The sequence below is a fragment of the Rhizobium sp. A22-96 genome (assembly GCF_053521805.1).
The window spans coordinates 247,036-258,771 of sequence record NZ_JBNWDQ010000006.1; the positions used below are offsets into that span (position 1 = coordinate 247,036).

Sequence of the window (11,736 nt, forward strand, 5' to 3'; positions counted from 1 at the left end):
ATTGAAAGGAATAATGCGGCCATGCTGAATTAGAATCACGCAACCAGATGCAGGAGGAGCAAATGGACCAGCTGGCTGCAAGAAAGCATGAGCGCAACGCACCCGACGACCGTATCGACTGGCGCAAGATAGCCCGTCTCGTCCATCTCTCCAGAGCCCTCGATGAGCTGGAAGAGAAGCGCCTCGTTCCGGAAAAGAAGGTTCTCTATCAGTTTTCAGCGCGCGGCCATGACATGGCGCAAGTGCTTCTCGGCACGCAACTCACCGGCCGGCACGATGCCACCTGCGGCTACTATCGCTCGCGGCCGCTTCTCCTCTCTCTCGGTGTCGATCCGGTTGACGCCCTCGGCTCGGCCATGGGCCGCGCCGGCGGCTATTCCGACGGCCGGGACATCGGCGTTGTCTTTAATTATCCCAACCTGTCAGGCGCTTCGGCCCTGCCCATGTGCGGCGGCGTTGGCGCGCAATACACGCCGACGGCTGGCTGGGCACAGGCGATGAAATATTATGCCGACACTCTTGGGCGAAAAGAATACGCAACAGATATCGGCGTCGTCCTCGGCGGTGACGGTTCCGTCGCATCCAACGGCTTTTGGGCAGCACTGACAGTTGCGACGACACAAGAGCTGCCGATGTTGTTCTATATCGAGGACAATGGTTTTGGCATTTCGGTTCCCTCGACGCTTCAGACACCCGACGGGAATATCGCGGCAAACCTCGCCAGCTGGAAGAATCTTGCAATATTCGATGGTGACGGCTGCGACCCCGCCGAAGCGGCGCATCTGGTACAGGACGCGGTCTCTTTCGTCCGCGAAGAGCGCAAGCCCGCGCTTCTGAGGCTGACGGTTCCACGCCTGCAAGGGCACAGCTTCCAGGATACCCAGACCTACAAGAGCGAGGAAACCGTCCGGCGCGAATGGGAGCGCGATCCGCTGCCGCGCCTGAAGGAATTTCTCGTTCCCGCCATCATGACGGTCGAAGAATGGGAAGCCTCTGAGAATGCCGCGCGTGAATTGGCCGAAAGGGCACGGGAGGCCGCCGAGGCTAGGCCAGCCGCCGATCCCGCCTCCGTGACCCGTCATGTGTTTTTCGATGGCCAGATGCAGACGATGGGCGGCCAGCATCCCGGCGGTTATGTCTCTCCGGCAACATCACAGGAACCCGATACATCCGGCCCGCGCATCAACATGGTCACCGCTATCCGTCGCACGCTCGACCATGAGATGGCGATCAATGAGCGAGTTGTCATGTTTGGCGAGGACATCGGCCCCAAGGGCGGCGTTCATGCCGTGACCCTCGGACTGCAGGAAAAATTCGGCGTCGAGCGCGTCTTCGATACCTCCTTGTCCGAGGAAGGGATTATCGGCCGCGCGGTGGGCATGGCGCTGGCCGGGCTGGTTCCTGTTCCAGAAATCCAGTTCCGCAAATATGCGGAGCCGGCGACCGAACAGCTCAACGACTGCGGCACCATCCGCTGGCGGACCAACAACCGGTTTGCAGCTCCGGTCGTCGTGCGCATGCCCGGCGGTTTCTTCAAATGCGGCGATCCGTGGCATAGTCAGACCAATGAAGTTGCTTTCGTGCACCAGCCGGGCTGGAAGGTTGCAGTCCCTTCGAATGCGGAGGATGCCGTCGGCCTTTTGCGCACATCAATCCGCGGCAATGACCCGGTCATCTTCTTCGAACACAGGGCCATGCTCGATCATGCATGGGCGCGCCGCGCCTATCCCGGCGATAACTTCGCCTTGCCGTTCGGTAAGGCAAAGCTGACGCGTACCGGCACCGATATCACCATCGTCACCTGGGGCGCGATGGTTCAGCGCTGCGAAGAGGCGGCCGAGGGCATCTCCGCTGACGTCATCGACCTTCGCACGCTGATGCCGTGGGATCGGGAGGCCGTTCTCGCCTCAGTCGCCAAGACCCACCGCTGTCTCATCGTCCATGAAGATCTCGAGACCGGCGGTTTCGGCGCCGAAATTGCGGCCGTGGTCGCGGACAAAGCATTCATGGATCTCGACGCACCAGTCTCGCGCCTGACCATGCCGGATATTCCAAGCCCGCATAATCCCATCCTTCTCGATTGGGCCGTGCCGTCGACGGAACGGATCGTCAGGCGGATCACCGAACTGCTGGAGTTTTAAGCATGACGAGTATGATTGAGATTACGGCACCTCTTGAGCAGGAAGGCACGAAGGCGGTCGTCCGTAACTGGCTGAAACAGATCGGCGATCGCGTTAGAGAAGGCGATGCGCTCGTCGAGCTGGAAACCGACAAGGTAACGCAGGAGATACCGGCACCCTGCGACGGCATCCTGAGCGAAATCGCCATGTCGGATGGCGATGACGCGGCGCCGGGGGACATCCTCGGGCGAATGAGCGTCGAAGCGAACGGCATTGCGGCCGATATGCCAACCACTCCCTCACAGGCGCAATCGGCTTCAGCAGCGGCAGCCGCCATCCACTACTCCCCCGCGGTTCGCCAGGCTGCCGCGGAATACGGGATCGATCCGGCCACGCTCAAAGGCAGCGGCAGGGATGGCCGGGTGACGCGCGCCGATATGGATCACGCGCTGGATGCCGGCAAGGCCCAGTCATCCGCCCCCGCATCGCCGCCGGCGACGATGGGGCTGCCCTCCTCGTCCATCCCAGTTGATGGGAGATCCCGAACCGTTCCGCATTCGGCCATGCGGCTTGCGATCGCAAGGCATATGGCCCATTCGCTGGCATCAGCCCCTCAGGTCACGGCTGTCTTCGAGGCGGATTTCACGGCGATCATGCGTCATCGCGACAGCCATAAGGATCGAATGAAGGCTGAAGGCGTGAACCTGTCCTACACCGCCTATTTCGTGGCGGCGTCCGTGGCGGCGATGAAACTCGTGCCGGAGGTAAACAGCCAGTGGCACGATGACAGCCTCGAGATATTCGAGGACATCAATATCGGCGTCGGAATAGCCCTGGGTGACAAGGGTCTGCTTGTTCCGGTGATCCGGCAAGCGCAGGAGCTTTCACTCCGAGACATTGCCAGCCGGCTTCAAGACCTGACAGACCGGGCACGATCCAACGCCCTGAAGAGCGAGGAGCTGAAGGACGGGACTTTCACGATTTCCAACCATGGGGTCTCGGGTTCATTGGTGGCGTCGCCCATCATCATCAACCAGCCGCAATCGGCCATTCTGGGCGTCGGCAAGCTGGAGAAGCGTGTCGTCGTGCGCGAGGTCGATGGCGTCGATACGATCCAGATCCGCCCGATGGCCTATGTGTCGCTGACGATCGACCATCGTTCCCTTGATGGGCACCAGACGAATGCCTGGCTGACCGAGTTCGTTCGAATTCTGGAGACTTGGCGATGACAGACGGAACTGGATTTCTCGGCGGTCTTGCCGAGCAGAAGCCGGATCCTCTGCTCGAGCTGATCGCAAAATTCGCCGACGATCCGCGATCCGGAAAAGTCGATCTTGGCGTCGGCGTCTATCGCGATGAAACGGGCCGTACGCCTGTGATGAGAGCCGTCAAATCGGCGGAACATCACCTTTGGGAAACGCAGAATTCCAAATCCTATATCGGCCCCGAGGGTGATCCGGTCTTTCTGCAGGCATTAGCGATGGAAGTGTTTGGAGAGGGCCATGGCGGCAAGCAGGTGGCCGGCGTTCAGACACCGGGCGGCACCGGCGCTTTGCGGCTAGCTGCCGAATTGCTCGCGCAGCAGCGCAAAAGAAAGATCTGGATCGGCACGCCGACATGGGTCAACCATCACGCCATATTTTCCTCTGTTGGCCTTCAGATCGGAAACTATCGTTTTTTCGATATCGGCAAACAGGCAGTCCTGATCGATGAGATGCTGGGGACTTTGCAACAAGCCGCGCCGGGCGACGCTGTTCTCTTCCAGGCGAGCTGTCATAACCCAACCGGCGCCGCGCTCTCGCAACAGAACTGGCGAGATATCGCCGACATCGTTGCGAGGAATGGATTGCTGCCGCTGTTCGACAGCGCCTATCAGGGCCTCGGACGTGGCTTGCAACAGGACATGGCCGGGATGATGACCGTTCTCGACGCCGCAGATGAGGCCATGGTCGCAGTCTCCTGCTCCAAATCGTTTTCGCTCTATAGAGAGCGCACTGGCGCGGCCTATCTCATCGGCGGATCGCGGACATCCTTGAACAAGGGTGTGGGCAATCTGGCAAGCTATGCGCGCACGAGTTATTCGATGCCGCCGGCGCATGGCGCGGCAATCGTGGCAACGATCCTGCAAAACCCGTCCTTGCGGAAAGCCTGGGCTGACGAGTTGGATGCCATGCGAATCCGCATGACGGAGATTCGTCAGGCTGTTGCCGCAGCATTTGGCAGGTTCCGGCCGGACCTTGCTCATATCCGTGATCAGGAAGGCATGTTCTCCCTCCTGCCGATTTCACCTGATAATGTCCGGAGGCTTCGGGCCGATCATGCGATCTACATGCCGGATTCCGGCAGAATCAATGTCGCCGGCCTTCGGATCGAAGATGTCGGCGCCGTTGTGAAGCGAATTGGCCCTTACCTGAATTGAGATTTCAGCAGAGCCGCTCTACGGCGATGGCCCGCCTTTGCCCAGCATCGAATGACTCCAGTCGTCGATGAACCTTCGGCGTTGCGCCTCATCCTGCGCGGCAAGCAGCGCCGGCCCGATGCGGATGGGCTGAATGAAACTCAATTCACCCAAATTCTCGGGACCATCGACGCCTTCGGGGATAGCTCCCTTTTCCGCGAAGAAGAATGCCTGCCTACGCGCCACCTCCTGCCCCCGCTCGGATAGCAGATAATCAAGGAAGCGGCGGGCGAGATCCGGCCGCGGCGAGGTCTTCGGGATCAGCACCCCGCGGCTCAGGATCAAGGCATAATCGCGCGGGATGACGACTTTCAGATCCGGATTGGCCTTGGCGGCGGCATAGGCGTAAGAGCCGATCATATTATAGGCGAGGTAGATCCGGCCGCTGGCGATCTCCTGCAGGATCGATCCGGTACAGCAACTGACCTTCACATCCGCCCGGCTCATGCTTTCGAGAACGCGGCCATAAGTGGCCGTCGCCTGACGCGCGTCGCTGAAGGCCAGCAGATATCCAACGCCTGATGTCCTGATGTCGAAGGTACCGACATGCCCGTCATAATAATCGAGCCGTCGCCTCAAAAGGTCGGCCAGCTCGGCGCGCGTGCGCGGCACATCGTCCGGCGGCACGTAGCGCGCATTGTAGACGAAGACCGCCGGCTCGAAGGTAAAGCCGAAGACCTCGTCCCGCCAATTGGCCCATTTAGGCACCCGAGCCGTTTGCGGAGAATCGTACGCCGATGCGCAACCATTATTCACGAGGCTGACGAGCTGGTCGAGCGACGAAGACAACAGCAGGTCGCCGAGCGGCGCGTTTTCAGCGCAAGCATCGCTCGCCTTTTGGTGCAGCTCGTTCGTTACATAATCAGCATACTCGACGGCAATGTCCGGCGCGGTTTTCTGAAAATCGCGGATCAGCGGCTCCATGGCATGAAGATCGGCTGCGCCATGGATCGAGAGACGTGCCGCCTCTGCATTTTCGGCCGGGAAGAACTGCGTGCTTCCTTCCAGGGCAGGAGCTGGCGAGAATGAAAGTACTGAGACCACGAGAGCCGGCACCAATGTGCGGATCAGCCAAGACATCATTTGCCCTCCATGTGGATGCGCGGGAGAGCCAGAATGACCGTGAAGCCGCGAGTATCCTCCCCCTTCTCGCGAAACTGCAGTGCTCCATCATGTGCGGCGGCGACTTCGGAGGCGATGGCAAACCCGAGCCCCGCACTGCCCTCGCCGGCCTTCGAAGTCTGGAAGCGTTGGGTGACGCGCGGCCACTCGCTGGCGGGAATTCCGGGGCCGTCATCCTCGACCTCGACAAGCGCCAGCGCACCCTCTGCGCGCGTACGAACCTCGAGCCGGGATAGCGTCCCGTGCCGAAGCGCGTTGTCGATCACATTGACGATGGCCTCGCGCAAGCTGACCGGATCGCCAGGCACGATGAGCCTAGCATCAGCCTCCTCGAAGGACACCACGATGTCGGGATCGATGGTGATCGGCACCGCCACGCGAAACGCTCGCCTGGCGATTTCAGTGAGATCGACAGGCTCAAGCTGCACGGATTCGGCCCGGTGGATCACCATGGCATGGCTCAACAGCTGGTTGGTCAGCCGCGCCAGCTCGTCGGCGCGCTGTTGCACGCGCTGGAGATGCTGCCTGCCCGCCTCATCCAGCCTGTCGCTGCCGAGCAGGTCGAGCTGGGCGGTCAGCGCCGTCAGCGGCGTGCGGATCTGGTGTGCCGCGTCGGCGATGAAGCGCTGGAGCAAGACTACGCGTTCGTTGAGGCGGCTCATGAAGTGATTGATGGAGCCGACGAAAGGGCGAAGTTCGCGCGGGACAGATACGGAAACCGGCGTCAGATCCTGCGGATCGCGGCGGCGAAGGGCGCTTCCCAACTGGTTGACCGGACGCAGCGCCTGGCGAATGGAGAGGATCATCACTACCAGCGCCAGAAGGCACATGATGACGATCGTGATCGCGGCGCCGAGGGTCAGCTCATGCGTCAATCCACGGCGCGCCTCGACGGTTTGGGCGAGGATCACATGAGCCCAGCCGGACGCGGCCGGATCGGAGAGCGCACGCCCGACGACCGCGATACGCACCGCCTCGCCCTTGTAGAGACCGGAACTCAGGACCGGCTCCCTACGAACAGCTGGAACATCTATGTTCGTTTCCAGATCGCGATGGCCGGTCAGCGTCTTTCCCGTAGGATCGACGATGCGGTAGAAGATGCGATCGCGATCAGCGAGACCCAGCATTTCGAAGGCGGACGCGCGGAGATCGACAATGAGAGTCCCTTCCTGAACGGCAAGACCATCGGCGATCTGCAAGGCGGCCCCGACCAGCAGGCGATCATAGGCGTCGTCGGCCGCGGTTCGCGCGGAGTACCAGCTTGCGGTCACAAGTATGGCGGCCCCTGCCGTCAACAGAACCGATATGACCAGCGCCAGACGGGCAAAGAGCGAATATTCACGCGTCATCGGAGACCAACTGGTAGCCGATGCCGTGAAGCGTCACGATGCGCGCCTTTGCTCCTTCCAGCTTCTTGCGCAACCGCCCGACATAAAGCTCGATCGCGTTGGCGCTGACAGCCTCGTCGAAGCCATAGAGCTGGTCGAGAAGTTCGTGCTTGCTGAAGACCCGCCCCGGTCGCGACGCGAAGATTTCGAGAAGTGTCATCTCCCGGCGCTTCAGCTGCACCTCGCGTTTGCCGACCTTCACCGAACGGCTGGCGCGGTCGAGGACGATATCGCCGCAGGTGACGAAGTTGGTCGCATCGCCGCTGCGTCTGCGCACCAATACCCGCGCCCGCGCCTCCAGCTCGCGAAAGTCGAAGGGCTTGACGAGATAATCGTCGGCGCCGAGATCGAGGGCGCCGACGCGATCATCGACTTCGGAGCGCGCCGTCAGCATGATGACGGGCGTGCTCACGCGGGCACGTCTTAATCCTTTCAGGATTTCGAAGCCGTCAAGTCCGGGAAGCATGACATCGAGGATGACGAGATCATAGTCGGTGAAGGCCAGGATCTCGGCTGCAGCACGACCGTCCGTCTGCCAATCGACCACATGGCCGATAGCCTGAAAGCGCCGACATATGGCTTCGCCAACGTCTTGCGTATCTTCAACGAGCAGAATGCGCATATCAGCCTTAATGCCTAGCCGTCATGACCTCCGGACGCAACGGTTCACCGTGCTTAGGCCGCTTCCGGATAGAGCCACACGCTTTCGCGCGGAATCTCGGCCCAGACCGTGCCGGCAGCTACGAACCGCGGGCCGAATGCCTTGGCCTTGAACTCGCCGTAGGACAGGCGGTATTCCCAACGATCGCCCAGGAAGAGGCAAGCCTCCAGCTGCATTTCGATCCGGCCGGATGCCGGCTGATCGTGAACGATGATCTGCTCGACGCGGATAACGGCCTTGCCGTCGCTCTCTGCGCCGTCCCCCATCATCACCCCATCGAGCTGCCAGTTGGGGCCGCGAATGCTGGCCACGGCTCCATCCCGCGTGATGCGTCCCGAGGCGACATTGTTTGCACCTAGGAAGTCGGCGACATAGAAGCTTGTCGGCTTCGAATAGATATCCTGCGGAGGGCCCTCCTGCTCGACCTTTCCGTTGCGTAGAAGGAGGATATTGTCGGACGCCGCGAGCGCTTCGGCCTGATCATGCGTGACGAGAACGCCGCAGATGCCGAGATCGAGGACGAGTTTGCGGATCCAGTAGCGCGCCTCCTCACGAAGTTTCGCATCCAGATTGGACAGCGGCTCGTCCATGAGCAGGATCTTCGGCTCATAGACGAGAGCGCGGCAGATGGCGACGCGCTGTTGCTGGCCGCCCGAGAGCTGATCCGGATAGCGCTCAGCGAGGTGGCCGAGGCCGATCTTGCCGAGCGTCTCCAAAACGCGCTTTTCAGCGTCAGCCTTGTTCACTCCCCGCAGTTTCAGGCCATAGGCGACATTCTCTGCCACGGTGCGGTGCGGCCACAATGCGTAGGACTGGAACACCAGTCCGATATTGCGGTTTTCGGGCGCGACGGTGACGCGTTTCTCGCCATCGAAGACCACCGCGCCGGCGATCTTGACCTGGCCGATCTCGGGCTGCTCGAGCCCGGCGATGCAGCGCAGCAACGTCGTCTTGCCGCTACCGGAAGCACCGAGCAATGAGACGATGGAGCCGCGATTGGCGGTAAAGGAGGCGCCCTGGAGGATGTGCAGGCCGCCCAGATATTTATGCACGTTTTGAACGATGAGATCAGTCATGGATCTTGGCTCCCAGACGAAGGGCGAGGGCAAGGCCGCCGCCGGTAAGAAGGATGCTGACAAAGGCGAGTGCTGCGATGGTGTCCATCGCTCCGGACTGGAGTTGCGCCATCATCAGTGATCCGATGACCTCCGTGCCGGCACTCATGAGATAGATGCCCGTGGCGTAATCGCGCAGGAACACGATCATGATCAGCGCCCAGGCTCCCACCAGGCCTGGCCTGATGATGGGGATGACAATATCGCGCCAGCTTCGGCCGATGGTGGCGCCCGTCGTGCGCGCGGCTTCCTCGAGCTCGGGGCTCACCTGGATCAGCGTGCCCTGTAGCAGGCGCAGGCCATAGGAAAGCCCGACGATGACATAGGCTGCAAACAAGCTGATCAGCGTGGTCCTGAGCGGAATGAGGAAGGGGATGAACAGGAACAGCCAGAAGAAGGCAAGGCCGATGATGAGGCTCGGCATGGCGCGCGGCAGGAGTACCATATAATCGAGCACGGTATTGGACAGGCCCTTGTGGCGATGCCCGGCAAGCCCGATCACGAGATAGATAGCAACCGCGGCCGCTCCACCGACGACGGCAAGGATGACCGTGTTGACGATACCGCGAAACAGGCTTGGCACTTCGACAAGCGTGGCAAAATGCGCGACGGTCAGATGCGCGAGCGGATTGACCCCCTGCCCCCAGGCATCGACGAAGGCGCGCAGCACGATGCCGCCGATCGGCAACAGCACCGATACGAAAAGCCAGAAGCCGATGAAGGAAAGCGCAATGATCTGGCCGGTGGCTCCAAGCCGCATCACCGTCGTGCGCGCGCCCTTGCCGCCAAGTGCCGCATAGCGACGGCTATGGCGCAACAGGCGACGCTGATACCAGACGAGCGGCAGCGTCAGCAGCACGAGCAGCACGACGACGACAGCCATCAGCTGGTAGGTCGGCACGCCAAACAACGTGGTGAGCTTGTAGACATAGGTGGTGAGCACGACGATGCCGCTCGGATCGCCCAGCACATAGGGAACACCGAACATCTCGAAGCCGATCAGGAGGTTCAGCGCGGTGGCAAAGACGAGCGCCGGCAAGACCATGGGAAGCGTCACGTCCAGGCAGACACGCCAGATCGGCGAACCCATCGACCTTGCGGCCTCCTCCAGATCGGACGGCAGGTTGCGCATGGCAGCCGCGACATAGAGGTAGACATGCGGCACATGCGCAAGCCCCGTGACGATGACGATGCCGGTCAATGAATAAAGATTCCAGGGCGCGGCACCGAAGATGTCGCGGGACAGCATGGTGAGGAACCCGGAAGGGCCGACGGCTACGGTGTAGCCGAAGGCAAGCACGATGGCCGAGATGAACATCGGCACGAGGATGACGACTTCGAGCGCCTTGCGGAACTTGACGTCAGTCCTTGTCAGAAGGAAGGAGAGCGCGGCGCCGAGCGGCACCGCGATCGCCACCATGCCCACCGCCATGATGACCGTGTTCCAGAGCGCATCGTAGAACATTTCGTCGGTCAGGATATAGCGATAGGCCTCGATCGAGAGCTTGCTGCTGCGCGCAAAGAACGGTCCATCGAGCAGGCTCTGGTAGATGATCAGTGCGATCGGAGCGAGAACGATGACGGCGAGCAGGCCGATGACGATACGCCGGAAGCCCAGGGCGTTGCCAGGCTGCGGGATTGGCGCAAAATTCTGGCTCGCATGGGCGGCAGGCCGTCCGGCGTGAGACAGAGTTGATACTGGCGTCGACGGTGCCGACATCGGCTCGCCTCCTTATCGATGGTTGTGGTTCTTGGCTGGCTTGGGCGCGTGTCAGCTCTTGACCGAGCCGCGCCACTTCTTGAGGAATTCGAGCCGCTTCATCGGATCCATGAACTCCAGACGCGAGTCATCGAGCGCGATGGGCTTCAGGTTGCCGCCGACCAGTTCATTGATGGTGTTGAGGTTGTATCCCTGGTCGACATCGGTGCGCAGCGACGGCATGCCCTTCGAGGCGATGGCGTTCTGGCCTTCCTGCGACAACATGAAATCCAAGAACAGCTGGGCTGAGTTAGGATGCGGAGCGTTCTTCATGATGGCGGCGACGCGCGAAAAGGCCGGCGTGTAGTCCTGACCGAAGGCGACGCCGAGGTTGGAGGCGCTCTTGACCCAATCGAGCGCGTAGGAACCGATCAGGTTGAAGGCGATGACGTTCTCACCGGAGACCACGGTTTCGCGCATTGAGCCGGTCGAGGAATAGGTCTTGCCCTTCGCGGTGCCGAATGCTCCGACCAGATCCCAATAGTCGCTGCGCTGCTTGGAATCATTGGTCTGGATCATGAAGCCGACGCCGGATTTTTCCGGATCGAAAGTTGCGACTTTACCCGCGACATCCTTCTTGCCGAGATACTCGATCAGGGCTGCGCGCGTACGCGGCACTTCGGCCTCCGGCAGAGCGAGCTTGTTATAGATCATGCCGATCGGCTCGAGCGTGGTGGCATAGACGGTCTTGTCATAGACGGCCCAGCTTGGAAGGGCGCCGATTTCAGACGAGGAATAGGAGACGAGATAGCCGTCGACGGCGAGCTTGACGGTCTGGTCCATCGCCGACGTCCAGACGAGGTCGCCGCCGACCTGGCCGGCCGCCGCTTCGGAGATCACGCGATTGTAGACGCCGTTGGTGCCGATATCGTTGTAATCAACCCGAATACCCGGATATTTTTTGGTGAACGCATCGAGTAGGGCTTGTGCCTGTGTCAGGTCGGTTGCGGCGTAGATCGAGATCACGCCTTCCTTCTTGGCAGCGGCGATCAGATCGTCGCTTGCGGCAAGCGCTGCACCATTGATGCCGACCGTTATGGCGGCCGCGAGACTGAGTTTTCTGAAAAGCAGTGACATCTAATATCCTCCCAATTGACTGCTGGATGTGATTTG

At 61.1% G+C, this 11,736-nt stretch carries 9 protein-coding genes; 3 read left to right on the forward strand and 6 right to left on the reverse strand.

The window, feature by feature from the left end; genetic code table 11:
- Positions 1-62 precede the first annotated feature (62 nt).
- From ACQZ6F_RS25930 to ACQZ6F_RS25940, 3 genes are read left to right on the forward strand one after another with little or no spacing between them, the layout of a single operon-like run.
- Positions 63-2,141: a transketolase C-terminal domain-containing protein gene (locus ACQZ6F_RS25930; RefSeq protein ID WP_449094603.1), complete on the forward strand. Its 2,079-nt coding sequence runs from the start codon at positions 63-65 to the stop codon at positions 2,139-2,141.
- Between the two features lie 2 nt (positions 2,142-2,143).
- A complete protein-coding gene (locus ACQZ6F_RS25935) occupies positions 2,144-3,349 on the forward strand; it encodes a dihydrolipoamide acetyltransferase family protein (protein ID WP_449094604.1) in 1,206 nt (401 codons plus the stop codon).
- Positions 3,346-4,539, forward strand: coding sequence for an aromatic amino acid transaminase (locus ACQZ6F_RS25940; protein WP_449094605.1), 1,194 nt, complete (start codon positions 3,346-3,348; stop codon positions 4,537-4,539). The genes ACQZ6F_RS25935 and ACQZ6F_RS25940 overlap by 4 nt, the downstream gene beginning before the upstream one ends.
- A gap of 18 nt (positions 4,540-4,557) precedes the next feature.
- Here ACQZ6F_RS25940 and ACQZ6F_RS25945 read toward each other — a convergent pair whose 3' ends face one another.
- The 6 genes from ACQZ6F_RS25945 to ACQZ6F_RS25970 are packed head-to-tail and all read right to left on the reverse strand — an operon-like array spanning position 4,558 to position 11,700.
- Positions 4,558-5,661, reverse strand: coding sequence for an ABC transporter substrate-binding protein (locus ACQZ6F_RS25945; RefSeq protein ID WP_449094606.1), 1,104 nt, complete (start codon positions 5,659-5,661; stop codon positions 4,558-4,560).
- Positions 5,658-7,049: a sensor histidine kinase gene (locus ACQZ6F_RS25950; protein WP_449094607.1), complete on the reverse strand. Its 1,392-nt coding sequence runs from the start codon at positions 7,047-7,049 to the stop codon at positions 5,658-5,660. The genes ACQZ6F_RS25945 and ACQZ6F_RS25950 overlap by 4 nt, the downstream gene beginning before the upstream one ends.
- Complete coding sequence (locus ACQZ6F_RS25955; protein WP_077467452.1) at positions 7,039-7,710, reverse strand: response regulator transcription factor; 672 nt, start codon at positions 7,708-7,710, stop codon at positions 7,039-7,041. The genes ACQZ6F_RS25950 and ACQZ6F_RS25955 overlap by 11 nt, the downstream gene beginning before the upstream one ends.
- Positions 7,711-7,763: 53 nt before the next feature.
- Positions 7,764-8,825: an ABC transporter ATP-binding protein gene (locus ACQZ6F_RS25960; RefSeq protein WP_449094608.1), complete on the reverse strand. Its 1,062-nt coding sequence runs from the start codon at positions 8,823-8,825 to the stop codon at positions 7,764-7,766.
- Entirely contained in the window at positions 8,818-10,584 is a 1,767-nt protein-coding gene (locus ACQZ6F_RS25965; RefSeq protein WP_449094609.1) for an ABC transporter permease, read from the reverse strand. Before ACQZ6F_RS25965 ends, ACQZ6F_RS25960 begins: the two co-directional genes overlap by 8 nt.
- Positions 10,585-10,635: 51 nt before the next feature.
- A complete protein-coding gene (locus tag ACQZ6F_RS25970; RefSeq protein ID WP_077467455.1) occupies positions 10,636-11,700 on the reverse strand; it encodes an ABC transporter substrate-binding protein in 1,065 nt (354 codons plus the stop codon).
- Between the last annotated feature and the right edge of the window lie 36 nt (positions 11,701-11,736).

What these genes read in the sequence shown, in the direction of transcription:
- ACQZ6F_RS25965 (WP_449094609.1), bottom strand. Translation starts at nt 10,584, where the DNA reads ATGTCGGCACCGTCGACGCCAGTATCAACTCTGTCTCACGCCGGACGG.
- ACQZ6F_RS25935 (WP_449094604.1), top strand. Translation starts at nt 2,144, where the DNA reads ATGACGAGTATGATTGAGATTACGGCACCTCTTGAGCAGGAAGGCACG.
- ACQZ6F_RS25970 (WP_077467455.1), bottom strand. Translation starts at nt 11,700, where the DNA reads ATGTCACTGCTTTTCAGAAAACTCAGTCTCGCGGCCGCCATAACGGTC.
- ACQZ6F_RS25930 (WP_449094603.1), top strand. Translation starts at nt 63, where the DNA reads ATGGACCAGCTGGCTGCAAGAAAGCATGAGCGCAACGCACCCGACGAC.
- ACQZ6F_RS25940 (WP_449094605.1), top strand. Translation starts at nt 3,346, where the DNA reads ATGACAGACGGAACTGGATTTCTCGGCGGTCTTGCCGAGCAGAAGCCG.
- ACQZ6F_RS25955 (WP_077467452.1), bottom strand. Translation starts at nt 7,710, where the DNA reads ATGCGCATTCTGCTCGTTGAAGATACGCAAGACGTTGGCGAAGCCATA.
- ACQZ6F_RS25950 (WP_449094607.1), bottom strand. Translation starts at nt 7,049, where the DNA reads ATGACGCGTGAATATTCGCTCTTTGCCCGTCTGGCGCTGGTCATATCG.
- ACQZ6F_RS25945 (WP_449094606.1), bottom strand. Translation starts at nt 5,661, where the DNA reads ATGATGTCTTGGCTGATCCGCACATTGGTGCCGGCTCTCGTGGTCTCA.
- ACQZ6F_RS25960 (WP_449094608.1), bottom strand. Translation starts at nt 8,825, where the DNA reads ATGACTGATCTCATCGTTCAAAACGTGCATAAATATCTGGGCGGCCTG.